The following is a 25,398-nucleotide window of genomic DNA, read 5'->3' on the forward strand; positions in this document are numbered from 1 at the left end:
CGGGTATCGCTGCCGGTGGCGCGGTGGGCCCGCGCCGGGCCGCGGTCCTCGTTACTGTGCAGCCTTGGCGGCGCTTGCCAGCTCCACTTTCAGCGTGGTACCGCGCACCGTCAGGACGATGTCGTCCTTCTGCAGGTTGCCGCTTGCCGGCAACGCCACCGTTACGCGCAGGATCTTGTCGTCCTCGCACGCGGATTCCACGTTTGCGATGATCCGCTCCGCCGCCACGGAATTCACGTAGCGCATCACGGCCGGATCGACGTCGCGCCCGTTCACCTTCAGGACCGCGATGCTCGCGCCCTTGTTCTGGGCGGCGGGGCGCAGCGCGACGTCGGCGCTCAGATCGGCGCCGCAGCGATACGTGGTGGAGAGCGGCGCGCCGGTCGACGGCGTCGGGACGCCCTGCGCGAGCGCCGACCCGGAACCGGCGAGCAAAATCAGTGCAAGGGTGGTGGCAGTGAAGTTCATGGATTCTGTCTCGTGGTGGGCGTAGCGTTGGTAGACCCGTCCGGGGATTATAAGTTCAGAGCATCGCCGATTTTCACGCAGCGCCGCCGCCAGCCGGCGCTGCGGCCTCGGCGGTGTGTCGTAGATTTTATCGTCCGCACAGACAAACGCCCCGATCGTGGGATCGGGGCGTTTGCGGGAGAAGACCCTGGCGATGACCTACTCTTGCATGCGCATGCACACTACCATCGGCGCAGCTGCGTTTCACTTCCGAGTTCGGGATGGGATCGGGTGGTGCCACAGCGCTATGTTCACCAGGGAGAGGGTGGAGGGTCGCGTCGTGTGTGGGATCGATGCCATCGGAGACGCCGGATGGTCGATCGCATGCACGCACTCGCGCTCACGCTCTCATGGGGTTGGGACGTAACAAGGTATTGTCTGAGGTTTACTGTCTCGATGTGCCATCGAGGACAAGACAACTTGAGGTTATATGATCAAGCCGCACGGATCATTAGTACTGGTAAGCTCAATGGGTTGCCCCACTTACACACCCAGCCTATCAACGACGTGGTCTACATCGTTCCTTTAGGGGAGTCGAGCTCCCGGGAGATCTCATCTTGAGGCGCGCTTCCCGCTTAGATGCTTTCAGCGGTTATCGCTTCCGAACGTAGCTACCCGGCAATGCCACTGGCGTGACAACCGGAACACCAGGGGTTCGTCCACTCCGGTCCTCTCGTACTAGGAGCAGCCCCTCTCAAATCTCCAACGCCCATGGCAGATAGGGACCGAACTGTCTCACGACGTTCTGAACCCAGCTCGCGTACCACTTTAAATGGCGAACAGCCATACCCTTGGGACCGACTACAGCCCCAGGATGTGATGAGCCGACATCGAGGTGCCAAACACCGCCGTCGATATGAACTCTTGGGCGGTATCAGCCTGTTATCCCCGGAGTACCTTTTATCCGTTGAGCGATGGCCCTTCCATACAGAACCACCGGATCACTAAGTCCTACTTTCGTACCTGCTTGATCCGTCGATCTCGCAGTCAAGCACGCTTATGCCTTTGCACACAGTGCGCGATGTCCGACCGCGCTGAGCGTACCTTCGAGCTCCTCCGTTACTCTTTGGGAGGAGACCGCCCCAGTCAAACTACCCACCATACACGGTCCCTGACCCGGATTACGGGCCGAGGTTAGAACGTCAAGCACATCAGGGTGGTATTTCAAGGTTGGCTCCACCTGATCTGGCGACCAGGTTTCGACGCCTCCCACCTATCCTACACAGACGAACTCAACGTTCAGTGTAAAGCTATAGTAAAGGTTCACGGGGTCTTTCCGTCTTGCCACGGGAACGCTGCATCTTCACAGCGATTTCAATTTCACTGAGTCTCGGGTGGAGACAGCGCCGCTGTCGTTACGCCATTCGTGCAGGTCGGAACTTACCCGACAAGGAATTTCGCTACCTTAGGACCGTTATAGTTACGGCCGCCGTTTACTGGGGCTTCGATCAAGAGCTTCGCCTTGCGGCTGACCCCATCAATTAACCTTCCAGCACCGGGCAGGCGTCACACCCTATACGTCCACTTTCGTGTTTGCAGAGTGCTGTGTTTTTGATAAACAGTCGCAGCGGCCTGGTCACTGCGACCCCCGATCGCTGTAGCACGCACGTGCCACGATCGAGGGTGCACCTTCTCCCGAAGTTACGGTGCTATGTTGCCTAGTTCCTTCACCCGAGTTCTCTCAAGCGCCTGAGGATTCTCACCCTGCCTACCTGTGTCGGATTACGGTACGGTCTGCGTGACCTGAAGCTTAGAAGATTTTCCTGGAAGCGTGGGATCAGTGACTTCGTCCAGATGGACTCGTCTCGGTGCTCGGCGTTAACAGGATCCCGGATTTGCCTAAGATCCCCGCCTACCTCCTTTCTCCGGGACAACCAACGCCCGGTACACCTACCCTTCTCCGTCTCTCCATCGCAGTCACGCGAGGTGCTGGAATATTAACCAGCTTTCCATCGACTACGGCTTTCGCCCTCGCCTTAGGGACCGACTCACCCTGCGCCGATGAACGTTGCGCGAGGAAACCTTGGGCTTTCGGCGGGGGGGCTTTTCACCCCCCTTATCGTTACTCATGTCAGCATTCGCACTTCCGATACCTCCAGCACGCCTTACGACGCACCTTCACAGGCGTACGGAACGCTCCTCTACCGCGCACACCAAAGGTGTACACCCTAAGCTTCGGTATACCGCTTAGCCCCGTTAAATCTTCCGCGCAGGCCGACTCGACCAGTGAGCTATTACGCTTTCTTTAAAGGATGGCTGCTTCTAAGCCAACCTCCTGGCTGTCTGTGCCTTCCCACATCGTTTCCCACTGAGCGGTAATTTTGGGACCTTAGCTGTAGGTCTGGGTTGTTTCCCTTTTCACGACGGACGTTAGCACCCGCCGTGTGTCTCCCGTGCTCGCACTTGCTGGTATTCGGAGTTTGCCATGGGTTGCTAAGACGCGATGTCCCGCTAGCCATAACAGTGCTCTACCCCCAGCAGTGATACACGAGGCGCTACCTAAATAGCTTTCGAGGAGAACCAGCTATCTCCGAGTTTGATTAGCCTTTCACTCCTATCCACAACTCATCCCCTACCTTTTCAACGGGAGTGGGTTCGGGCCTCCAGTGCGTGTTACCGCACCTTCACCCTGGTCATGGATAGATCACTCGGTTTCGGGTCTACACCACGCGACTATTCGCCCTATTCAGACTCGCTTTCGCTTCGCCTCCCCTATTCGGTTAAGCTCGCCACGTAATGTAAGTCGCTGACCCATTATACAAAAGGTACGCAGTCACCCCGAAGGGCTTCCACTGCTTGTACGCATACGGTTTCAGGTTCTATTTCACTCCCCTCGCCGGGGTTCTTTTCGCCTTTCCCTCACGGTACTGGTTCACTATCGGTCAGTCAGGAGTATTTAGCCTTGGAGGATGGTCCCCCCATGTTCAGACAGGGTTTCACGTGCCCCGCCCTACTCACTTATCATCGACAAAGACCTTTCGCATACAGGGCTATCACCTGCTATGGCCGGACTTTCCAGACCGTTTTGCTAGATCAATGCCAACTTTTGGGCTATTCCCCGTTCGCTCGTCACTACTCAGGGAATCTCGGTTGATTTCTTTTCCTCCGGGTACTTAGATATTTCAGTTCCCCGGGTTCGCCTCGTACAGCTATGGATTCACTGCACGATACCCTTGCGGGTGGGTTTCCCCATTCGGACATTGCCGGATCAAAGCTTGTTGCCAGCTCCCCGACACTTTTCGCAGGCTGCCACGTCCTTCATCGCCTCTGACTGCCAAGGCATCCACCGTATGCGCTTAGTCGCTTGATCATATAACCCCAAGTTGCCTCGGGATCACGTCAAACAACAAGTTTGCTTACTTGCCTCAACGACACATTCAAGACAGTTGTCTCAAACGCTTGTTACGTCCCAAATTTTCAAAGAACTCGAGCCAGGCCTCAACGCCTGTCCGATTCAAAATCGTGTGTGTGCGCAGCATCCAGAACGCTCTTCGTCGCTCTTGCATTCCGCAAGATGGTGGGTCTGGGAGGACTCGAACCACCGGCCTCACCCTTATCAGGGGTGCGCTCTAACCACCTGAGCTACAGACCCAATGTGTTGATCGCTTCGACAGGCAACCGTGTACACGGTTGTCTTGAAGGGATTCGCACAGTGGTGGAGCCAGTCGGGATCGAACCGACGACCCCCTGCTTGCAAAGCAGGTGCTCTCCCAGCTGAGCTATGGCCCCGTCAAACGAGGCGGCCACGACGCGCAGCGTCGCAGCCTGTTTCTGGATGCAGGTAACTTGTGAGGACGCCCGTGACGAACGGCCAAGCCTTCATGCTCTAAAGGAGGTGATCCAGCCGCACCTTCCGATACGGCTACCTTGTTACGACTTCACCCCAGTCATGAACCACTCCGTGGCAAGCGTCCCCCTTGCGGTTAGACTACCTGCTTCTGGAGCAGCCCACTCCCATGGTGTGACGGGCGGTGTGTACAAGGCCCGGGAACGTATTCACCGCGACATTGCTGATTCGCGATTACTAGCGATTCCGACTTCACGCAGTCGAGTTGCAGACTGCGATCCGGACTGAGATCGGGTTTCTGGGATTGGCTCCACCTCGCGGTCTTGCTGCCCTCTGTCCCGACCATTGTAGTACGTGTGTAGCCCTGGCCGTAAGGGCCATGATGACTTGACGTCATCCCCACCTTCCTCCGGTTTGTCACCGGCAGTCTCCTTAGAGTTCCCACCTTTACGTGCTGGCAACTAAGGACAAGGGTTGCGCTCGTTGCGGGACTTAACCCAACATCTCACGACACGAGCTGACGACAGCCATGCAGCACCTGTGTTCCGATTCCCGAAGGCACTCCCGCGTCTCCGCAGGATTCCGGACATGTCAAGGCCAGGTAAGGTTCTTCGCGTTGCATCGAATTAAACCACATACTCCACCGCTTGTGCGGGCCCCCGTCAATTCCTTTGAGTTTCAGTCTTGCGACCGTACTCCCCAGGCGGCGAACTTAACGCGTTAGCTTCGACACTGAGCTCCGAGTTGAGCCCAACATCCAGTTCGCATCGTTTAGGGCGTGGACTACCAGGGTATCTAATCCTGTTTGCTCCCCACGCTTTCGTGCCTCAGCGTCAGTCATGGTCCAGGTGGCCGCCTTCGCCACGGATGTTCCTCCCGATCTCTACGCATTTCACCGCTACACCGGGAATTCCACCACCCTCTACCTGACTCTAGCTCGCCAGTATCCAATGCCATTCCCAGGTTGAGCCCAGGGCTTTCACATCGGACTTAACAAACCGCCTACGCACGCTTTACGCCCAGTAATTCCGATTAACGCTTGCACCCTTCGTATTACCGCGGCTGCTGGCACGAAGTTAGCCGGTGCTTATTCTTACGGTACCGTCATGACCCGGGGATATTCACCCCAGGCTTTTCTTCCCGTACAAAAGGGCTTTACAACCCGAAGGCCTTCTTCACCCACGCGGCATTGCTGGATCAGGCTTGCGCCCATTGTCCAATATTCCCCACTGCTGCCTCCCGTAGGAGTCTGGACCGTGTCTCAGTTCCAGTGTGGCTGATCATCCTCTCAGACCAGCTACGGATCGTCGCCTTGGTGGGCCTTTACCCCGCCAACTAGCTAATCCGACATCGGCTCCTCCAATCGCGTGAGGCCTTGCGGTCCCCCACTTTCACCCGTAGGTCGTATGCGGTATTAGCGTAAGTTTCCCTACGTTATCCCCCACGACTGGGCAGATTCCGATGCATTCCTCACCCGTCCGCCACTCGCCGCCAGGGTTGCCCCCGCGCTGCCGTTCGACTTGCATGTGTTAGGCATGCCGCCAGCGTTCAATCTGAGCCAGGATCAAACTCTTCACTTAAAATTGCAGAAGGCCGAAACCTTCAATCTTCTGAGCGAGTCGTTCCGATCCCAAGCTTCATTGCTGACTCTTGGTTCGTGAACTCTCTGCAATGGACTCGTCGTCGCATCACAGGCGTCCACACAAATTACCTGCGCACACTGTCAAAGATCTTCGAACGGTGCGGAGAGGCCTTCGCCTCCATCCGCGACAGCCGGACGTTTCGTCCAACCGAGCCGCACATCTTACATCGAATTTCACGTCCGTCAACACCTCGGCACGGACTTTCTTTCGGTCCCCTCCCAACAGCGGTCGGGCATTTCGCCTCAACCCTGTCGCGTGGGCCGACCATTATGCATGGGCTCGGCGTGGCCCACAAGCCCCGGCGAGGCGGGAGGTCGGAACATTCTTCGCGGGGCACAGCACGGCCCCGGATGGATTCGCTCGCGGCCGCACGTCGGCGCCCGCTGCGCGGGCGGCGCAGGCTCGCGCGGCCGAAGCGGCGTCTTACGCTGCGATCAGGCGCACGCGGGCGAAGGTGCGCTTGCCGATCTGCAGCACGCCTTCGAAGCCGGGTCCGAAGACACGCTGCGCGTCTTCCACCACCTCGCCGTCGATGCGCACGGAACGCTCCTTCAGCTTGCGGTTCGCTTCGGAGTTGCTGGGCGTGAGGCCGGCGGCGGTGAGCAGTGCGGGCAGACGCAGACCGTCGGGCGGCACCGGCACGTCGGCAAGTTCCAGCGCGGAGGTGTCGCCTTCGCCGCGCACGACCGCCTGCCAGCCCGCGATCGCCTGCTCGGCCGCGGCGCCGCCCTGGAAGCGCGCGGCCAGTTCGCGCGCGAGGCGCAGCTTGAGGTCGCGCGGGTTGAGTGCGCCCGCGGCAACATCCGCGCGCAGCGTGGCGGCCTCGGCCAGGGAAATGTCGAAGCTGAGCAGCTCGATCCAGCGCCACAGCAGGTCGTCGCCGATCTTCATCGTCTTGCTGACGATGTCGATGGCCGGCTCGTCGATGCCGATGTAGTTGCCGAGCGACTTGCTCATCTTGTTGACGCCGTCCAGGCCTTCGAGCAGCGGCATCGTGAGCACGATCTGCGGCGGCTGGCCGTGGTGCTCCTGCAGCCCGCGCCCCATGAGCAGGTTGAACTTCTGGTCGGTGCCGCCGAGTTCGACGTCGGCGCGCAGCGCAACCGAGTCGTAGCCCTGCACCAGCGGATACAGGAACTCGTGGATGGCGATCGACTGCTGCGCGGCATAACGCTTGGCGAAGTCGTCGCGCTCGAGCATGCGCGCGACCGTGTGCTGGCCGGCGAGCCGGATCATGTCGGCCGCGGACATGGCGCCGAACCATTCGGAGTTGAAGCGCACTTCGGTGCGTTCGCGGTCCAGCACCTTGAACACCTGGGCCTCGTAGGTGCGGGCATTGGCGGCGACGTCCTCGCGCGTGAGCGGCTTGCGCGTGACGTTCTTGCCGGTGGGGTCACCGATCATCCCGGTGAAGTCGCCGATCAGGAAGATGACCTGATGGCCGAGATCCTGGAACTGCCGCATCTTGTTGAGCAGGACCGTGTGGCCCAGGTGCAGGTCCGGCGCGGTCGGATCGAAGCCGGCCTTGATCCGGAGCGGGCGGCCGGCCGCGAGGCGGGCTTCCAGCTCCTCGCGCTTGAGGAGTTCGTCCGCGCCGCGGGCGATCTGGTCGATTGCATTCTGCAGTAGGGTCACGTGGAAATGTCCTGAGGGCCGCGCCGGTGCTGGTGTGTTGCGTGGGCGCAACGCGCTAAACCCAGGCTGAACACTGTTAACCTCACGTTAAACGCGCCGACCGGAAAAATCCAGCATTCCCAAGGGTTTGACGCATCCTTTTGAGTGTGGTTATTGTACCACCGACTGTGACGCGCGATCGGCGCCCGGAGTGTGTGTGGACAACAAAGGTTGGTTCGATCGCGCCGCGCGCGCGTCCCGGCGTCAGGCGATTCGCAAGGTACTGCGGCAACATGCGGGCACGGTCATGCCGCCCGAACAGGCAAGCGTGGGAACAGTTGCCCGCCCGGTACTGATCCGGCGCGAGCACTGGGTGCTGGCCAGCCTCGTCGCGACGACATTGACGCTGGTGGCGGCCATCGTGCCGGGCTTCGCCAACGCCACGCTCAAGCCCTACGAGGCCGAAGTGCTGACGCAGCCGCTGCCGCTGCCGCTGCCCGAGCCGGTGGCGCCGGTGGAAGCCGCCGCCGGTCTCATCGATGACGCAATCGCGGCCGAAAACGTCGCAGCCGATGCGCCGGCCTGGCGCACGGTGACGGTGCAGCCGGGACAGACGATGGGCGACATCTTCGCGTCGCTGTCGCTGCCCGGCGCGACACTGCACCGCCTGCTCGACCGCCCCGGCGCCGGCGAGGCGCTGACGAAGATCCGCCCGGGCAACACCTTCGATTTCGACATCGCCGCCGACGGCACGCTGCGCGGCCTGCGCTTCGATCGCGGCGAGAGCGCGCGCGTCACGCTGACGCTGGTCGGCGACGAGATCGTCGAATCGGTGCTGCAGCGCGATGTGCAGTCGCGCATCCAGATGACCGGCGGGGAGATCCGCGGTTCGCTGTATGCCGACGGTGCGAAGGCGGGCCTGGGCAACGGCACCATCGTGGCGATGGCCACGGTGTTCGGCTACGACATCGACTTCGCGCAGGACCTGCGCGTGGGCGACAGCTTCAGCGTGGTGTACGAGGACATCTACCGCGACGGCGAGCGCCTGCGCAGCGGCGACATCCTGGCCGCGACGTTCGTCAACCAGGGCAAGCGCTACACCGCGTTTCGCTACGTGTTCGAGGACGGCCGGGTCGAGTATTTCGACGCCGACGGCCGGCCGCTGAAGAAGAGCTTCCTGCGCACGCCGCTGGAATTCACCCGCATCAGCTCGCTGTTCTCGACCGGGCGCAAGCACCCGATCCTGGGCAAGGTGCGTCGCCATGCGGGCGTGGACTACGCCGCGCCGTCCGGCACCCCGATTCGCGCGGCCGGCGACGGCCGCGTGACGTTCGCCGGCTGGAAGAACGGCTACGGCCGCACGGTGATCGTCGACCACGGTCGCGGCTACACGACGCTGTACGGCCATCTGTCGAAGTTCGGCAAATACAAGACCGGCACGCGCGTGTCGCAGAACGCCACCATCGGTTACGTGGGCATGAGCGGCCTGGCCACCGGACCGCACCTGCACTACGAATTCCGCGTCAACGGCGCGCACCGCGATCCGCTCAAGGTGACGCTGCCCAAGCCCGAACCGCTGCCGCGCAGCGAGCTGGCGCGCTTCCAGATGCAGACCCAGCCGCTGCTGGCCAAGCTCGATCTGCTCGACGGCAAGCGTCGTTACGCCGCGCGCTGAGGTGCCTGCGCGCGGGGCGGGCGTGGACGACGGCCTCTACCTGGGCCTGATCTCGGGCACGAGTGCCGACGGCATCGACGCGGCGCTGGTGCGGTTCGGCGCGGCGCAGCCCGAATTGGTCGCGGCGCGCATCGTTCCCTACGCACCGGCGTTGCGTGTCGAATTGCTTGCGGTATCGCAGGCGGCGGACACGGTCTCGCTCGATGCGTTCGGCCGGCTCGACCATCGCGTCGGGCTCGCGTTTGCGGAGGCCGCGCAGAGCCTGATCGAGCACGCCGACGTTTCGCGCGAGGCGGTTCGCGCCATCGGTTCGCACGGCCAGACGCTGCGCCACGTGCCGCACGGCGCCGCACCGTTCACGCTGCAGGTGGGCGATCCGAACCTGATCGCCGAACGCACCGGCATCACCACCGTGGCGGATTTCCGTCGACGCGACATGGCCGCCGGCGGCCAGGGCGCGCCGCTGATGCCGGCGTTCCATGCCGCGATGCTCGCGTCGCCGGACGAGGATCGCGTGGTGCTGAATCTGGGCGGCATCGCGAACGTGACGCTGCTGCCGCGCAGCGGCACCGTGACCGGCTTCGACACCGGACCGGCGAACGGACTGATGGATGCGTGGACGCTGCGCCACCGCGGCGCGGGTTTCGATGCGGACGGACGGTTCGCGTCCGAAGGTCGCGTCGATGCGGCGCTGCTGGCGCGCCTGCTCGCCGATCCGTACTTTGCCCTGCCCGCGCCGAAGAGCACCGGGCGCGACCGGTTTCATCTGGACTGGCTGCTGGCGCACCGTCCCGACACCCTCGCCCCGGCCGACGTGCAGGCGACGCTGCTGGAGCTGTCGGCGGTGAGCGTGGCGGACGCGGTGCGGCGCGCGCTGCCGGGCACGCGCCGCGTGCTGGCGTGCGGCGGCGGGGTGCGCAACGGCGCGCTGATGGCGCGGCTGGCGGCGCTGCTGCCGCAGGTCGAGGTGAGCGGCACCGCGGCCTACGGCATCGACGCGGATTTCATGGAGGCGATGGGGTTCGCCTGGCTTGCGCGCGAGACGCTTGCCGGCCGGCCCGGCAATCTGCCCGGCGTCACGGGGGCGCGCGGGCCGCGTGTGCTCGGCGCGGTGTACCCCGGTGCCTGAATTCGAACCTCCGCGCGGCGCGGCGCCCGCGGCGCACGCGCCGCGTCCAGCGGCCGGTGCGCCATGAGCGGCACGCCCACGCGCGAGCAGGCGCTGGCCTTGCATCGGGCCGGCCGTCTCGGCGACGCGGAGCGTGCGTATCGCGCGCTGCTTCAACAGACACCGGGCGACGCCGCGATCACGCACGCGCTGTGCGTGCTGCTGCTGCAGAGCGGGCGCGACGCCGAGGCGCAGACACGGCTCGAAGCCCTGCTGCGCATGCAGAACGTGCCGCCGGCGTGGGTGTTGCTTGCGCAGCTGCGGCGGCGGCAGGGCCGCGTCGGCGAGGCACTGGCCGCCATCGCCGCGGCGCGCGCCGCAGGCCTGGCGGACCCCGGCCTCGATGCGCTGCACGGCACCCTGCTCGCCGCCGCGGGCGACGATGCGGCCGCGGAACCGTTGCTGCAGGGCGCGGTGCAACGCCAGCCGGCGCTGCCGGAGGCGTGGCATGTGCTCGGGCAGATCCGTCATCGCGCCGGACGCTGGAACGAGGCGATCGCCGCCTATCGCGAGGCGCTGCGCCGCACTCCGGACGACGCGGCGCTGCATTTCAACCTGGGCCTGAGCGCGGAAGCCGCCGGCGATCTCGAACTGGCGCGCGAGGGCTTCGACGCCGCGCTGCGGCGCGCCCCGCAGCGGATCGAAGCGCTCGGACGGCTGGCCGCGGTGCAGGCGCGGCTGTTCGACACTGCGGGCGAGGCCGCGAGCGTCGCCGCGCTGGAGCGGGAGCTCGGCGGTGCGGCCGCGGGCGACACCGTCGAACCCTTCCTGCTGACCTTCCTGCCGCTGTCGACGGCGGCCCGGCGCAACGGCCTCGCGCGTTACGAGCACAACCTGCGCGCCGCGGTGCGCGGCCAGGCGATCGTGCCGTCGCCTCCCCGCGGCGCACGCGCGCGGCTGCGCATCGGCTACCTGTCGCCCGACCTCGGCCACCACGCCGTCGGCGGGCTGATGCGCGACGTGTTCGCGGCGCACGACCGCGGACGCGTCGAGGTGTACGCATATTCGCAGCGGCGCCACAGCGGCGACACCGCCGACGCGATCCGCGCCGGCTGCGATGTCTTCCGCGACGTCGCCGGCCACGACGCCGCCGCCACCGCGCAGACCATCGGCGCCGATGCCCTCGACGTGCTGATCGACCTCGGCGGCTACACGCGGGGCGCCGACGGCCGTGTGCTCGCACTGCGGCCCGCGCCGCGGCAGGTCTCGTATCTGGGCTTCATCCAAGACCACGGCGCCGAGTGGATCGACGCGCTGCTGCTTGACGCCGAGGTGGCGCCGGATCCGTCTATCTTCTCGCATCGCGTACTGCACCTGCCGGGCACGCTGCTGCCGGGCGGCCGGGCGATGCCGGCGCCTGCGGCCGATCGTGCCGCGTTCGAGCTGCCGCACGATGCGCCGGTGTTCGCGAGCTTCAACACCAGCTACAAGCTCGATGCCGCGGTGCTCGACGCCTGGCTCGCGATCCACCGCGCCGCGCCGCAGGCGGTGTTCCTGCTGGTCCTGCCGCCGCAGACCCGGGCACGCGTGCTGGCGGCGTGGCGCGCCGGCGGCGGCGATGCCGCGGCGCTGCGCTTCGGCGAGCCGCTGGCGCCGCAGCGGCACGCGGTGCGCGCGGCCAGTTGCGACCTGCTGCTCGATACGTTCCGCTACCACGCCGGCGCCACCGCGATCGCGTCGGCGGCGGCGGGTCTGCCCGTCCTGTGCGTGCCGGGCGCCTTGCCGCTCGCGCGCCTGAGCGCGAGCGTGAACCGGTTCCTGGGGCTGGACGCGCTGGTCTGCGCGTCGCGTGCCGAGTACGTGGAGCGTGCGGTGGCGCTGGCGCACGACCGGGCCCGGCTGCAGGCGCTGCGCGCCAGCGTGCACGAGCGGGCGCAGGCGCGCGGGCTGTTCGATCCGCGCCGCACCGCGGCCGGCATCGAGGACGCGCTGGACACGCTGCCGTAGCGCGGCACGGACCGCTCAGTACGCCTGATCGTCCGGCAGGCGCTTGAACGCGTTCATCGCCTCGAAGAACACCCTCGATTCCTCGTCCTCGAACGCGCCGGCCAGACGCGCGATGTCGCCCGGCAGCGGCGGCTCGGGCTGGGTCATGCCGAGCGCTTCCTTGAGCAGGCGCAGGATCACGTCGTTGATCGGCCAGCCGCGTTCGCGCGCCAGGGTCTTGATGCGGTCGGCAATCGCGGTATCGATGTCGCGGACGAGAAAATCAGGCATGGAAGCGATCGGGCATGGGGCGCACTCTTCGACGTCGAACATCCACCGCGCGGCCCCCTGCCCTGCGGCGATGCCACCATACCACGCGTCGGACCTGCGTTTCCTGCGCCCGGCGTACCCGATTGGTTAGCATACGGCCGATGACAGCACCGATCCCCGCGCCGCGCACCGGCCCCCTCGCCTGGCTTGCGCCGTATCTCGAACGCGGGCCGCTCGGCGCGCTGCTGCTGGGCATGTCGTCGGGCTTTCCGTACGCGATGATCGGCGCCACGCTGACCACGCGCCTGGCGCAGGACGGCATCGACAAGAAAAGCGTCACGGCGTTTTCGCTCGCGTTCCTCGTCTACAACATCAAGTTCCTGTGGGCCCCGGTGGTGGACCGGCTGCGCCTGCCGCTGCTGCGGCGGATCGGCCAGCGGCGCTCGTGGCTGTTCCTGTCGGCGGTGTTGGTGATGGGGGCAGTGGCCTTTCTGGGGGCGGTCGATCCGACCGCGCACTTGGGCACGGTGGCGGTTGCGGCGGTGCTCGTCGGCGTCGCCGGTGCGACGTTCGACATCGTGATCGACGCGTATCGGATCGAAACGCTGCGGCCCGACCAGCTCGGCGTCGGCTCGGGCATGTCGCAGTACGGCTGGCGCATCGGCTCGGTCAGCGCCGGCGCGCTGGCGCTGCTGCTGGCAGGCGGGGCCGGCGGCTGGATGCTGGCGTATCTGGCCTGCACGGCGTTTGCGCTGCCGGCGGTGGTCGCCGGCCTGTGGCTGGGCGAACCTGCGCGGCATCGCGATCCGATCCCGCAGCGCGCGCTGTCGGCGATGGTCGACGCGGTGGTCGCGCCGCTGCGCGAGTTCTTCCGCCGCCGCGGTGCGTTCCTGGTGCTTGCGTTCGTGCTGCTGCACAAGATCGGCGACACGCTCGGGCAGCTCACGCTGCGCCTGCTGCTGGACGATCTTGGCTTCAGCAACGAGGAAATCGCCACCTACGATGTCGGCTTCGGCTTCGTCGCGTACCTGGTCGGCATCTTCATCGGCGGCATTCTCTACGCGCGGCTGGGCATGAAGCGTTCGGTGCTGCTCGCGCTGTGCCTGATGGCGATCTCGAACCTGTCGTTCGCCGGGCTCGCGCTGATCGGCCACAGCAATGCCGGGCTCGCGGCGGCGATCTGCTTCGAGAATGTCGCAAGCGGCATCGGCGGCGTGGTGGTGGTGGCGTACCTGTCGGCGCTGTGCAACCTGTCGTTCACCGCGACGCAGTTCGCGCTGCTGTCGGCGGCGGCGTCGATCGTCGGCCGCCTGCTCACGGGCACCACGGCCGGCGCCATGATCCAGGGCATGGGCTACGTGAACTTCTACGTGCTCACGTTCGTGATCGCGCTGCCCGGCGTGGCGCTGTTCGGCTGGATGATCCGGCGCGGACTCATCGACAGCGCCATCGCCGAAGCCGACGTGCGTGCCGCCGCCGATCAGTCGGCGTAGTCGACCACGAACGGCGCGTGGTCGGAGAAGCGCGGCTCGGGGAAGATGCGGCAGCCGCGCAGCTTCGACCGCAACGACGGCGTGACGAACTGGTAATCGATGCGCCATCCCACGTTGTTGGCGCGCGCCGCGCCGCGGTTCGACCACCAGGTGTAGTCCTCGCCCTCGGCGTGCAGCGCGCGGTAGGCATCGACCCAGCCGGTGCCGTCCGCGCACAGGCCGTTGAGCCAGTCGCGCTCGGCCGGCAGGCAGCCGGAGTTTTTCTGGTTCGAGGTCCAGTTCCGGATGTCCAGGCGCGAGCGCACGATGTTCCAGTCGCCGCACAGCACGTAGTCGCGCCCGCTCCGGAGCCAGTCCTGCAGGATCGGGCCGAGCCAGTCCATCACCTCGAACTTGAAACCCTGACGCAGCTCGCCGGACGAACCGGACGGGATGTAGAACGACACCACGCTGAGGTTGCCGAAGCGCGCCTCGATGTAGCGACCTTCCTCGTCGAACGATTCGCGCCCGAGCGCGGTGCGGATGTCGTCGGGCTCGCGCCGGCTGTAGATCGCGACGCCGCTGTAGCCCTTCTTCGTGCTCGCGTCGCGGAACCAGGCCCTGTAGCCGTCGGGCAGGAAGGCCTTGTCGGCGAGCTGGTGTTCCTGCGCCTTGGTTTCCTGCAGGCAGAGCACGTCGACGTCGTGCTGCGCGAACCACGGAAAGAAGCCCTTGGTGGCGGCGGAGCGGATGCCGTTGGCGTTGAAGCTCATGATGCGCATGCGGTGCTGCCCGGTCGGGAAAACGGTGCGCGGATGATAGTGGCAATGCCCGCGAACGCCGCGTGCCGATGCGCCACAATGCGTCCCGCATTCTCCCGCGCGAGACCGCCGTGCCCGAACTGCCCGAAGTCGAAACCACGCGCCGCGGCATCGCGCCGCACGTGCTCGGCCACCGCATCACCGGCGTGGTGCTGCGGCGACCGGACCTGCGCTGGCCGATTCCGCCGCAGATCCGCGACGACCTGCCCGGCCAGCGCATCGATGATGTGCGCCGCCGCGCGAAGTACCTGCTGCTCGACGTGCAGACCGGCAGCGCCATCGTGCACCTGGGCATGTCCGGATCGCTGCGCGTGCTCGCCGCCGACGCGCCGGCGAAGGCGCACGATCATGTCGACATCTCGCTCGACTCGGGCCGCGTACTGCGACTGACCGATCCACGCCGCTTCGGCGCGTTGCTGTGGCAGCCGCACGGCGAGACGCATGGCCTGCTGCGCGGGCTCGGCCCCGAACCGCTGGCCGACGCGTTCGACGCCGATTACCTCGCGGCGACGGCGCGCGGACGCGCGGCGCCGATCAAGCATCTGCTGATGGACCAGCGCATCGTCGTGGGCGTGGGCAACATCTACGCGGCCGAGGCGCTGTTTCGCGCCGGTATCCATCCGGCGCGCGCGGCCGGCCGCATCGGGCGCGCGCGGCTGGAACGGCTGGTGTCGGCGATCCGCGAGATCCTCGCCTACGCGATCCGGCGCGGCGGCACCACACTGCGCGATTTCATCTCGCCGGACGGCGAACCGGGCTACTTCGAGCAGGAGCTGTTCGTGTACGGACGCGCCGGGGAGCCGTGCAAGGTCTGCGGCACGGTGCTGCGCGCGGCCGACTGGGGCCAGCGCGCGACGGTGTACTGCCCGCGCTGCCAGCGCTGAAGCCGGCCGCGCCGCGCCTGCTTCAGGCAACCAGCTGGCACACCGACTGGCACAGCGCGACGGTCTTGCCGTTGCTGCCCGTGACCGACGCCGACAGGAACAGCGTCTTCGCCGTGCGTTCCACCAGGCGCGCCTCGCAGACGATGGCGGTTTCGCTCGGCAGCACGGGGCGCAGGTAGTCGATCGCCATTCTGACGGTCACGCTCGGCAGCGCGATCAGGTACGAGAACGGGCCGAGGGTGTTGTCGAGCGCCGCGGCGATGAAACCGCCCTGCATGTAGCCGAGCGGATTCTGGTACCGCGGCAGCACCGGAAAGCGCATGCGCAGCAGCACACCGTCCTCGAACGCGAGCGGTTCGCCCTGCATGTCGGTGAGGCACGGCGGCGGCAATTGCAGCGGCACGCCGGGCGGCAGGCGGTCGCGCAGCAGCGAAACCAGGCGATCGGCGTCGAACGTCATCGATATTCCTCGATCATGCAGTCATCGCCCGCTAAAAAGCGCGCGAGCCGCGAATGTGTCACTTTTCGACGAACGCACGCTCGAACACATACTCGCCGGGCGTGCCGATGCGCGGCGCAGCAGTGAACCCGCGGCCGTCGAGGATGCGGCGGAAATCGGCCAGCATCTGCGGGCTGCCGCAGATCATGGCGCGGTCGTGGGCGGCGTCGAGCGGTTCGAGGCCGAGGTCGTGCATCATCCGGCCGCTGTCCATGAGGTCGGTGAGACGGCCGCGATGCACGAACTCCTCGCGGCTCACGGCCGGGTAATAGCGCAGCTGGCGCGCGATCGTCTCGCCGAGATATTCGTGGTTCGGCAGTTCGCGCTCGATATAGTCGCGGTAGGCCAGATCGGCCGTGCTGCGCACGCCGTGGCACACGATCACGCGCGCGAAGCGCTCGTAGGTGGCCGGATCCTTGATCACGGCCAGGAACGGCGCGAGCCCGGTGCCGGTGCCGAGCAGATAGAGATTGCGACCCGGGTGCAAATCATGGATCAGCAGGGTGCCGGTCGGCTTGCGTCCGACCAGGATCTCGTCGCCTTCCTTCAGGTGCTGCAGGCGCGAGGTCAGCGGCCCGTGCTGCACCTTGATGCTGAAGAATTCCAGTTCCTCTTCCCAGTTGGCGCTGGCAATCGAATACGCGCGCAGCAGCGGACGGCCGTCGACGTGCAGCCCGATCATCACGAACTGGCCGTTCTCGAAGCGCAGCCCCGCGCTGCGCGTGGCGGTGAAGCTGAAGTAATCGGGGGTCCAGTGGCGGACGGCCAGAACCCGCTCGGTATCGAACGCGGACATGGATCTCGGAGTCGGAAGACGAAGGCGGACGCGGCGACGGCGTCCGTCCGCCTAGTCTAGCGGCGACGCCGATCCGATTCGACGTGGTGCCGGCGGTTCAGCGCGCCGCCAGCGCGACGAACCGCCCCTCGAACTGGCACGCAAGCGTGCCGTCGGCGCCGCGCAGCTCCGCCTGCAGCCGGATGCGGGCCTTGCCGCGCTGGGCATACGTGGCGGTGAAATCGGCCCAGTCCTGCTCCGGCGCCAGCGTGGCGCAGGCGATCAGATCGTCGTACAGCGGCGCGAGGTAGCGCAGGGTCGAGTCCTGCACGTACACATCCACATCCGGGTGGCCCGCCTCGCGCAGTTTCAGCGAGGCCAGGCCCCAGGCCGAGAGCGTGGCGACGGTGGCGAGGCTGCCGCCGAAGGCGTTGCCTTTGTCGTTGACGTTGTGCGCGAGCGGCGCGCGCAGGCGCAAGGCGGTGCCGTCGTAGTCGTGCAGCTGGACGTCGAGCGCGCGCACCGGCGGCATCGAGCGCAGTCTGGCGTCCAGTGCCAGGGCGTGTGGGTGGTCCATCGGTGGGGCATTCCTGCGGGCGATGTGGACGTGGTCACCGGCGCGGGGCGCCGGCGGCGGAAGGGTCTAACGTAAGCTGCGCACATGACGGAGGCGGTGGACAGCGGGGCGGCGGCGGGCCGATTGCACGGCTGGGCGGTCGTGTGTCTGCGCCCGCGCGCCGACCAGCGCGCCGCCGCGGCGGCCGTGCGTGCGTTCGGTGCGCGGCCGCTGGCGCTGCCCGGTTTGCGGCTCGAGCGCGCGCCCGAGCCGCAGGCGGCGCGGGCGGCACTGGCCGCGGCACTGGATTGCGACGATGCGGTGTTCACGAGTCCTGCAGCCGTGCGATTCGCGGCGAGGGTGTTGCCTTTGTCCGACATGCGCAAGCGTATGTTTGCAGTGGGCAGCGGAACGGCGGCGGCGCTGCGCGCGCATGGGCTCGACGCGAAGCAACCGCCGCCCGACGCGATGCACGGCGACGGCGTACTTGCGCTGCCGGAACTGGCGGCCGGCACGGGCCCGGTGGGGATCGTCACGGCGCCGGGCGGGCGCGACGCCATCCCCGCCACGCTGCGCGCGCGCGGACGCGCGGTGCGCGTCGCGGAGGTCTACCGCCGCCTGCCGCCGCGCTGGCGGCGCGCCGAAGTCGCGGCGCTCGTGGGCAGCACACCGCCACGCGCGGTGCTGGTCACCAGCGCGCAGGCGCTGCGGTACGTGCTCGATGCCTTGCCCACGCCGGCGCGTGCGACGCTGCTCGCTTCGGTGGCGGTGGTCAGCAGCGACCGGTTGCGTGCGATCGCATCCGACGCCGGCTTCGCGCACGTACTGCGTGCGCCGTCGCCTACCATCGACGCCCTGCTCGCTGCGCTCGCCGCGGATCCCCGCGCCGCGTCGACGGCGGAACGCGCGTGAACGCGCCAATGCCAAGCCTGGAGGCTTCCGGTAGCATGCCTGTCATCGTTCCCGTCACCGGCAACCAGTGACCGATCCCCTGCCCCTCGAATCCGACGCGATCCCCCCGCCTGCGCCGTCCCCCGCGCCGCGCCGCAGCGGCGCCCCGCTCGTCCTCGTGCTGCTGCTCCTGGTGCTGCTCGCCGGCGCCGGCGCGTGGCTGCTCGTCAACATCAACCGCAGCGCGCAGCTCGACGCCGATGCCTGGCAGCAGGAACGCGTGCAGCTGCAGGAGCGCATCGACGCGATGGAGCAGACGCTGACCCAGCTCGGCCGCGGCCAGAAGGCCAACGCCGATCGCCTGGATGCGTTCAACGCCACCAACCGCGTGCTGCGCGAGGAACTGCTCGGCATGGGCGAACGCGCCGCCTTGCTGGAGGACGCGGTCGCGCGGCTGGCCGACCAGCGCCTGCGCGGCGAGACGGTCCTGCGCCTGAACGAAGCCGAGTTCCTGCTGCTGCTCGGCGCCGAACGGCTGCGCCTGTTCGGCGATCCGGCGTCGGCCATCCAGGCCTTCACGCTGGCCGAAGCGAGCCTGGGCAGCCTCGACGATCCGGCACTCGCCACGCTGCGCCAGACGCTGGCGCAGGAACTGATCGAACTGCGCACCGTGCCGCCGGATCCGCGCCCGCAGCTGCGCGCCGAGCTGAGCATGCTGGCGCAGACGCTGGCCGCGCTGCCGGCATCGCGCGAAGACGAGATCGTGGCCACGTCGTCGCGCGACTCGCGCCTGGCGCGGCTGCTGTCGCAGCTGGTGACCGTGCGCCGCGTGGCCGAACGCGACGCGGTGCTCGGGCCGGTGCAGCGCGATGCCGCGCTGGCGGCGGTGCGGCTGCAGATCGAACTGGCACAGGCGGCACTGGCGCGGCCGGATCCGGCGGCGTTTCATGCCGCGCTGGAGCAGATCGCGGCGTCGAGCGAGCGCCTGTTCGATCGCAGAAATGCCGCCACGGTCGACTATTTCGCGGCACTGGACCGGCTGCAAGCGGCCGAGCTCGTGCCGACGCTGCCGGCACTCGGCGCGACGCTGCAGGAATTGCGCGGCCTGCGTGCCACGCGCAGCATCGGACAGGATGCAGCTGCGCCGGCGGCGCTGCCGGCGACGTCGACGCCGGGTGAAGCGGCGCCGGCATCGACTCCGGCCGCGCCGGAACCCCTGCCGTCCACGCCGCCGCTGCCCGAGGTCGAGCGCACCCCGTCCGACGACAGCGACGGAGCCGGAGGCGTCGAATGACGCTGTTCTGGCGCCTGCTGGCGCTGCTGGCGCTCGCGATCCTCGGTGCGTGGGCCTGGCAGCTGCTCGCCGCCGATCCCGGCTACGTGCTGGTCACGCTGCGCGGCTACAGCGTCGAAACCACGGTGGTGGTGGCGCTCGCGGCCATCGCGCTGGCGTGGCTGGCGCTGCGCATCGTGCTGTGGCTGTTGCGCCTGCCGTTCCGCTACTGGAAGAAGCGCTCGCGCCGCGTGGCACGCGAGCGGCTGGCCGGCGGACTCGTCGCGCTGCACGAAGGCCGCTGGGCGCGCGCGGAGAAACTGCTCGGCCGCGCCGCGTCCGATCCGGCGCTGCGCCTGCCCGCACTGCTCGGCGCCGCGCGCGCGGCCACCGCACGCGGCGACGCCGCGCAGGCCGACGCCCTGCGCCAGCGTGCGGCCGACTGCGGCGACGCCGCCACCGTGGCGCTGCTCGACGCCGAGCGTCTCGCGCGCGAGGGCAACCACGCTGCCGTCGCCGCGCTGTTCGACACGCTGCCCGGCGCCAGCCTGCCGCCCCGCGCGGTGGAACTGCGCATGCGCGCGCTGGCGGCCACCGGCCGCGCCAGCGACGCCGTCGCCCTGCTGCCCGCCCTGCGCCAGAGCCAGCTGCTCGAAGGCGCCACGCTGCACGCGTTCGAGGCGCAGATCAGCGCCGCAGCGCTGACCCAGGCGGCAACGCCCGAACTGCTCGACGAGCGCTGGAACGCGCTGCCGAAATCGCTGCGCAACGACGCCGCGGTGGTCGGCGCCTACGCCGAACGCGCGGCGGCGTTCGGGCTGGAAGAATCGGCCGCGGGCGCGATCGAACACGCGCTGAAGAAGCAGTGGTCGTCGTCGCTGCCGGGCATCTACAGCCGCCTGCCGCGCGGGCGCCGCGCCTCGCCGCTGAAAAACGCCGAACGCTGGCTCGAACAGCAGCCCAACGATCCCGCCCTGCTCGTGGCGCTGGGTCGCCTGTGCCGCGAGGAGCAGCTCTGGGGCAAGGCCGAGGACACCCTGCACCGCGCCATCGCACAAGGCGCCGGCGCCGATGCCTGGGAGGAACTCGGCCACACCTATGCCGCCCAGCACGACGACACGCGAGCCCGCCAGGCCTTCGCCAACGCCCTGCGCGCGGCCCGCGGCGACGCGCCGCAATCGCTTCCCGGGCGCGGCCTGCGCGACCTGATCCGCGACGAGGCCGTGGCGGAGGAACGCACGCCGATGGGCATGCCGCGCCTGCCGGGCCCGGAGTGACGGAAGCTCGGCCGGTATCGGGCGACCCGGCGCCGAATCAGCCGCCCACCTGCGCAATCCAGTCCGGCAGGTTGTAGTAGTTGGTCACACGCGCAATCTTGCGCTCGCGAATCTCGAAAAACGCGCCGCCCGGCAAAACGTAGGTCTGGCCGCTGGCTTTCGGCAGGCCGGCATCGTCGGCCTTGTAGGTGCCGTGCACCACGTATTCGGCCGCGACGCGGCGGCCGTCCTCGCTCGCCATCGCGCAGATGTCGCGCAGCTGCTCGGCGTAGCTTGCGTCCATGCGCTGCAGAAACGCGCGGAAGGCCTCGCGGCCGTGTTCGCGCGGGCCCTGGTTGAGGTCGTGCACCACGTCCTCGGAGAGCCGCGCGAGCATGCCGTCCCAGTCGCGCCGGTTGAAGGCGGCGTAGTAATCGAGCACGAGTGCGATGGCGCGGTCGGCGGCGCGTTTGCTGTCGTTGTTCATGTCTGCCCGGTGTGCGTGCGGTGCGGCGTGCTGGCGTTCACCACGGCAAGCGGTCGAGATCGACGTTGCCCCCGCTCAGTATCACACCGACACGCCTGCCGCGGAATCGCTCCGGGGCGCGCAGGATCGCCGCCAGCGCGACCGCGGCGGACGGTTCCACCGCCTGCTTCAGGCGCTCCCACAGCAGTCGCATCGCGGCGACGATCTGCGCTTCGCTTGCCAGTTCGATGGCGGCGACGTGGCGCGAAATGATGTCGAACGTGCGCTCGGACAGGTGTGCGCGCAGACCGTCGCAGATCGTGTCGGCCGGCTGGTCGACGATGAGGCGGCGCTGCGCCAGCGAATCGTGCGCGTCGCGCGCGCCCTCGGGTTCGGCCCCGACGATCTCGATCTGCGGCCGCAGCGCCTTGCCCGCGAGCGCGGTGCCCGAGAGCAGGCCGCCGCCGGACACCGGCGCCACGAGCACGTCGAGGTCCGGCGTGTGCTGCAGCAGCTCCAGCGTGGCGGTGGCCTGGCCGGCGATGACGCGGGCATCGTCGAACGGATGGATCAGTTCGCCGCCCTGCTCGGCCAGCACCCGGGCGGTGACGCGCGTGCGGTCGGCCTGGGCCACCTCGCACGGGACGACCCGCGCGCCGAAGTCGCGGATCGCGGCGAGCTTGATCCGCGCCGCCGAATGCGGCACCACCACCGTCGCCGGGATGCCGCGGATGCGGCAGGCCAGCGCGATCGCGGCCCCGTGGTTGCCGGACGACTGGGTGACCACGCCACGCGCCGCGGTGGCGTCGTCGAGCGACATCACCGCGTTGCACGCACCGCGGAACTTGAACGCGCCGATGCGCTGCAGGTGTTCGGACTTGAAGAACAGTTCGCATCCGGCGAGCCGGTCGAGCGAGCCGGATCGCAGCACCGGCGTCACGTGCGCGTGCGGCGCGATGCGCGCGGCGGCGGTGCGGATGGCGTCGAGATCGGGATGGTGCATGCGGGTCGGACCGGTTCGCGGCGCATTAGCGTAGCCCAGCGGCGGCGGCGCAGGACCGGCCGGGTCGGCACGCCCCCCTCCTCGCATGCTCCAGCCTCGTCCGTCCCGTGCCGATATGCACATGCACCGGCGGCCCGGGGGACTGCAGACTGCCCGATCGTCTTCCGCCAAGCGCTTCCATGGATCGACCCGACCAGACACCCGTCATCCGCCTCGCCGACTACGCGCCGCCGCCGTGGCGCGTGACGCATGTGGATCTGGTGTTCGACCTCGACGCCGAAGCCACCCAGGTCGAGGCCACGCTCGCACTGCAGCCGGACCCCGCGCGGCCCGCCGCCCCGCTGCGCCTGGACGGGGAAGACCTGGAACTGCTCGACATCGCGCTCGACGGCCAGCCCCTGCCACCGGCCCGGTATCGCGTCGATGCCACCGGCCTCACCGTGCTCGGCGTCGATGCCCCGTGCCTGCTGCGCACCCGCGTGCGTATCCGCCCGCAGACCAACACGCGGCTCGAAGGCCTGTACGTCAGCGGCGCCAGCCTGATGACCCAGTGCGAAGCCGAAGGCTTCCGCCGCATCACCTGGTTCGTCGACCGGCCGGACGTGTCGGCCGTCTACACCGTCACGCTGCGTGCGGACCGCACGAAGTATCCGGTGCTGCTGTCGAACGGCAATCCGGCCGGCGCCGGCGACCTCGACGACGGCCACCACTGGGCCCGATTCGTCGATCCGCACCCCAAGCCCTGCTATCTGTTCGCGCTGGTGGCCGGCACGCTTGGTCATCTTTCCGCGCCGTTCCGCACGATGGACGGCCGCGACGTCACCGTGCGCGTCTGGGCCGAACCGGCCGACGTGCCGCGCTGCCGCCACGCACTCGAGTCGACGCTGCGCGCCATGCGCTGGGACGAGAAACGCTTCGGGCGCGCCTACGACCTGGACGTGTTCGACATCGTCGCCGCGCAGGATTTCACCATGGGCGCGATGGAGAACAAGGGCCTCAACATCTTCAACGCCCGCTTCATCCTCGCCGACATCGACACCGCCACCGACGCCGACTTCGAAGCGATCGAATCGGTGATCGGCCACGAGTATTTCCACAACTGGAGCGGCAACCGCGTCACCCTGCGCGACTGGTTCCAGCTCTCGCTCAAGGAAGGCCTCACCGTCTTCCGCGACCAGGAATTCACCGCCGACCTGCACTCGCGCGCGATGAAACGCATCGACGACGTGCGCCTGCTCAAGAGCCGCCAGTTCGCCGAGGACGCCGGCCCGCTCGCGCATCCGGTGCGGCCGGCAAGCTACAGCGAGATCAACAATTTCTACACCGCCACGGTGTACGAGAAAGGCGCGGAAATCATCCGCATGCTGCACACGTTGCTGGGCGAGCTAACGTTCCGGCGCGCGCTGGATCTGTACTTCGCGCGGCACGACGGCGGCGCGGCCACGGTCGAGGATCTGCTCGACGCGATGCGCGAGGCCTCCGGCCGGGACCTCGCACAATTCGCGCGCTGGTACGACCAGGCCGGCACGCCGCAGATCGCCGTCACCGAAGCGTTCGACCCCGCCACCGGCGACTACACGCTGCATCTTGCGCAGCACACGCCCGCCACGCCCGACGGCAGCGAGAAGCAGCCCCTGCACCTGCCGTTCGCCTTCGCCCTGTACGATGCGGACGATCGTCGCATCGCCACGCCGCCGGATACCGACGCGGCACAGCGTCCGGGCCTGGTGGAGCTCACCGCCGCCGAACACACCCTGCGCTGGCGCGGTCTCGCCCAGCGACCGCTGCCCGCCTTCCTGCAGGGCCTGTCGGCACCGGCGCGGCTGCGGTACGACTACGCCGCATCCGACCTGGGTCGCCTGCTGCGCATCGAATCGGACGCGCTCGTGCGCTGGGAGTGCGCGCAGCAGCTCGTCGCCGATGCCGTGCTGCGCGGCGAGGCGCGCCCGGACGCACGTCCCGCGCTGATCGCCGCGCTCGGTGCGCTGCTGGCGGACACCACGCTCGATCCCGCATTCGTCGCCGAATGCGTCTCCGTCGCCGACGTCTGGAGTCTGGCCGACCGTTGCGATCGCATCGACCTGGACCTGCTCTGGCGCGAACGCGAGGCGCTGCTCGACGACATCGCCGCAGCACACGCCGATCTCCTCGCCGCGCGCTACGACGCGCTGTCGCCCGCCGCACTCGGGGGCCTCGCGCCTGCGTGCATCGCGGCGCGCCAGCTGCGCAACGTGGCACTGTCGCTGCTGACGCGGCGCGATCCCTCGGCGCGGCGCGCCGAGGCGCAGTTCGCGCAAGCCAACACGCTCACCGACCGGTTGGCGGCCCTCGCCGCGCTGCTGCGCGTCGACGCACCGGGCGCAGCGGCGGCGCTGGCCGCGTTCCGCACGCGCCATGCCGACGACCCGCTCACCACCGACAAATGGCTCACGCTCGTGGTCACACGCCCGCAGCCGGACGCCGTGGATGCGGTGCGCGACATCCTCGCCGGCCCGCTCTGGCAGCCGCGCAACCCGAACCGCGTGCGCACCGTGCTCGGCCACTTCGCGCGCAACAATCCAGTCGCGTTCCATCGCCGCGATGGCGCCGGCTATGCGCTGCTGTTCGACTGGCTGCCCGAACTCGACCGCATCAATCCGCAAGTGGCGGCGCGGCAGCTCACCGCGCTCGAACCGTGGCGACGCCTCGACGCCGACCGCGCGGCGCGGATCGAAGCCCACCTGCGCGCGTTCGCGGCGCTGCCGCTGTCGCGCGACAGCGCCGATGTGGCGGGCCGCCTGCTCGGCTGAACGCGCCCGACGCTCGCCCCGACGCGCCCGCGCGCCAAGGGGGTGAACATACGGCAACGCCTCCGGGAGGGTTCAGCACGGATTTACCGCGTGCGCATAGACTGCAATGACCCGCCAAAGGCG

General features: G+C 67.9%; 18 protein-coding genes, 2 tRNA genes and 3 rRNA genes. 9 read left to right on the forward strand and 14 right to left on the reverse strand.

The window, feature by feature from the left end; translation table 11 throughout:
• Nucleotides 1–51 precede the first annotated feature (51 nt).
• From HNQ52_RS04805 to tyrS, 7 genes are all read right to left on the reverse strand, one after another.
• A complete protein-coding gene (locus tag HNQ52_RS04805; RefSeq protein ID WP_183959999.1) occupies nucleotides 52–468 on the reverse strand; it encodes a hypothetical protein in 417 nt (138 codons plus the stop codon).
• 185 nt (nucleotides 469–653) lie between these two features.
• Nucleotides 654–766: ribosomal RNA gene (gene rrf, locus HNQ52_RS04810) — 5S ribosomal RNA — on the reverse strand.
• Nucleotides 767–937: 171 nt separating this feature from the next.
• Nucleotides 938–3,817: ribosomal RNA gene (locus HNQ52_RS04815) — 23S ribosomal RNA — on the reverse strand.
• Between the two features lie 205 nt (nucleotides 3,818–4,022).
• Nucleotides 4,023–4,099: transfer RNA gene (locus HNQ52_RS04820), tRNA-Ile, on the reverse strand.
• Between the two features lie 61 nt (nucleotides 4,100–4,160).
• Nucleotides 4,161–4,236 (reverse strand) — tRNA-Ala (locus HNQ52_RS04825).
• Between the two features lie 99 nt (nucleotides 4,237–4,335).
• Nucleotides 4,336–5,874, reverse strand: a 16S ribosomal RNA gene (locus HNQ52_RS04830).
• The 16S, 23S and 5S rRNA genes sit together here with 2 tRNA genes alongside, the layout of an rRNA operon.
• Nucleotides 5,875–6,360: 486 nt before the next feature.
• A complete protein-coding gene (gene tyrS / locus HNQ52_RS04835; RefSeq protein WP_183960000.1) occupies nucleotides 6,361–7,572 on the reverse strand; it encodes a tyrosine--tRNA ligase in 1,212 nt (403 codons plus the stop codon).
• 286 nt (nucleotides 7,573–7,858) lie between these two features.
• Here tyrS and HNQ52_RS04840 point away from each other — a divergent pair, with 286 nt between their 5' ends.
• From HNQ52_RS04840 to HNQ52_RS04850, 3 genes are all read left to right on the forward strand, one after another.
• Entirely contained in the window at nucleotides 7,859–9,226 is a 1,368-nt protein-coding gene (locus tag HNQ52_RS04840) for an OapA family protein (RefSeq protein ID WP_183960692.1), read from the forward strand.
• Between the two features lies 1 nt (nucleotide 9,227).
• A complete protein-coding gene (locus HNQ52_RS04845) occupies nucleotides 9,228–10,355 on the forward strand; it encodes an anhydro-N-acetylmuramic acid kinase (protein ID WP_343059222.1) in 1,128 nt (375 codons plus the stop codon).
• 63 nt (nucleotides 10,356–10,418) lie between these two features.
• Complete coding sequence (locus HNQ52_RS04850; protein WP_183960001.1) at nucleotides 10,419–12,341, forward strand: O-linked N-acetylglucosamine transferase, SPINDLY family protein; 1,923 nt, start codon at nucleotides 10,419–10,421, stop codon at nucleotides 12,339–12,341.
• Between the two features lie 15 nt (nucleotides 12,342–12,356).
• Here the strand turns inward: HNQ52_RS04850 and HNQ52_RS04855 are convergent, their stop codons facing one another.
• The gene (locus HNQ52_RS04855; RefSeq protein WP_183960002.1) at nucleotides 12,357–12,611 is read right to left on the reverse strand and encodes a hypothetical protein; all 255 of its coding nucleotides are present in this window, start codon (nucleotides 12,609–12,611) and stop codon (nucleotides 12,357–12,359) included.
• A gap of 140 nt (nucleotides 12,612–12,751) precedes the next feature.
• Here HNQ52_RS04855 and HNQ52_RS04860 point away from each other — a divergent pair, with 140 nt between their 5' ends.
• Complete coding sequence (locus HNQ52_RS04860) at nucleotides 12,752–14,083, forward strand: AmpG family muropeptide MFS transporter (RefSeq protein ID WP_183960003.1); 1,332 nt, start codon at nucleotides 12,752–12,754, stop codon at nucleotides 14,081–14,083.
• Here the strand turns inward: HNQ52_RS04860 and HNQ52_RS04865 are convergent.
• Nucleotides 14,071–14,844, reverse strand: a complete 774-nt coding sequence (locus tag HNQ52_RS04865; protein WP_183960004.1) for an exodeoxyribonuclease III — start codon at nucleotides 14,842–14,844, stop codon at nucleotides 14,071–14,073. The genes HNQ52_RS04860 and HNQ52_RS04865 overlap by 13 nt on opposite strands.
• 110 nt (nucleotides 14,845–14,954) lie before the next feature.
• Here HNQ52_RS04865 and mutM point away from each other — a divergent pair, with 110 nt between their 5' ends.
• Nucleotides 14,955–15,767, forward strand: a complete 813-nt coding sequence (gene mutM / locus HNQ52_RS04870) for a bifunctional DNA-formamidopyrimidine glycosylase/DNA-(apurinic or apyrimidinic site) lyase (RefSeq protein WP_183960005.1) — start codon at nucleotides 14,955–14,957, stop codon at nucleotides 15,765–15,767.
• Between the two features lie 22 nt (nucleotides 15,768–15,789).
• On the opposite strand, the gene HNQ52_RS04875 is transcribed toward mutM, so the two are convergent.
• From HNQ52_RS04875 to HNQ52_RS04885, 3 genes are all read right to left on the reverse strand, one after another.
• Nucleotides 15,790–16,227, reverse strand: coding sequence for a PaaI family thioesterase (locus HNQ52_RS04875; RefSeq protein ID WP_183960006.1), 438 nt, complete (start codon nucleotides 16,225–16,227; stop codon nucleotides 15,790–15,792).
• Between the two features lie 58 nt (nucleotides 16,228–16,285).
• Nucleotides 16,286–17,062 (reverse strand): ferredoxin--NADP reductase, encoded by a 777-nt coding sequence (locus tag HNQ52_RS04880; protein ID WP_183960007.1) that lies wholly within the window; start codon nucleotides 17,060–17,062, stop codon nucleotides 16,286–16,288.
• A 97-nt stretch (nucleotides 17,063–17,159) separates the two neighbouring features.
• Entirely contained in the window at nucleotides 17,160–17,618 is a 459-nt protein-coding gene (locus HNQ52_RS04885; RefSeq protein WP_183960008.1) for a YiiD C-terminal domain-containing protein, read from the reverse strand.
• Nucleotides 17,619–17,702: 84 nt separating this feature from the next.
• Between HNQ52_RS04885 and HNQ52_RS04890 the strand changes: the two genes are divergently transcribed.
• The 3 genes from HNQ52_RS04890 (at nucleotide 17,703) to HNQ52_RS04900 (ending at nucleotide 21,038) form a co-directional block, all read left to right on the forward strand.
• Nucleotides 17,703–18,509 (forward strand): uroporphyrinogen-III synthase, encoded by an 807-nt coding sequence (locus tag HNQ52_RS04890; RefSeq protein WP_221281949.1) that lies wholly within the window; start codon nucleotides 17,703–17,705, stop codon nucleotides 18,507–18,509.
• Between the two features lie 67 nt (nucleotides 18,510–18,576).
• Complete coding sequence (locus HNQ52_RS04895) at nucleotides 18,577–19,782, forward strand: uroporphyrinogen-III C-methyltransferase (protein WP_183960010.1); 1,206 nt, start codon at nucleotides 18,577–18,579, stop codon at nucleotides 19,780–19,782.
• On the forward strand, nucleotides 19,779–21,038 hold the full coding sequence (locus HNQ52_RS04900; RefSeq protein ID WP_183960011.1) for a heme biosynthesis protein HemY: 1,260 nt from the start codon (nucleotides 19,779–19,781) through the stop codon (nucleotides 21,036–21,038). Before HNQ52_RS04895 ends, HNQ52_RS04900 begins: the two co-directional genes overlap by 4 nt.
• A 37-nt stretch (nucleotides 21,039–21,075) precedes the next feature.
• Here the strand turns inward: HNQ52_RS04900 and HNQ52_RS04905 are convergent, their stop codons facing one another.
• Together HNQ52_RS04905 and HNQ52_RS04910 are read right to left on the reverse strand one after the other, a co-directional pair.
• The gene (locus tag HNQ52_RS04905) at nucleotides 21,076–21,504 is read right to left on the reverse strand and encodes a ketosteroid isomerase-related protein (RefSeq protein WP_183960012.1); all 429 of its coding nucleotides are present in this window, start codon (nucleotides 21,502–21,504) and stop codon (nucleotides 21,076–21,078) included.
• Between the two features lie 37 nt (nucleotides 21,505–21,541).
• On the reverse strand, nucleotides 21,542–22,486 hold the full coding sequence (locus HNQ52_RS04910; RefSeq protein ID WP_183960013.1) for a pyridoxal-phosphate dependent enzyme: 945 nt from the start codon (nucleotides 22,484–22,486) through the stop codon (nucleotides 21,542–21,544).
• Between the two features lie 179 nt (nucleotides 22,487–22,665).
• Here HNQ52_RS04910 and pepN point away from each other — a divergent pair, with 179 nt between their 5' ends.
• Nucleotides 22,666–25,275 carry an aminopeptidase N gene (pepN, locus tag HNQ52_RS04915; RefSeq protein WP_183960014.1) on the forward strand — a complete coding sequence of 870 codons (2,610 nt, stop codon included), beginning with the start codon at nucleotides 22,666–22,668 and terminating at the stop codon, nucleotides 25,273–25,275.
• Nucleotides 25,276–25,398 lie beyond the last annotated feature (123 nt).

Source organism: Chiayiivirga flava (assembly GCF_014202825.1).
Taxonomy (GTDB): domain Bacteria; phylum Pseudomonadota; class Gammaproteobacteria; order Xanthomonadales; family Xanthomonadaceae; genus Chiayiivirga; species Chiayiivirga flava.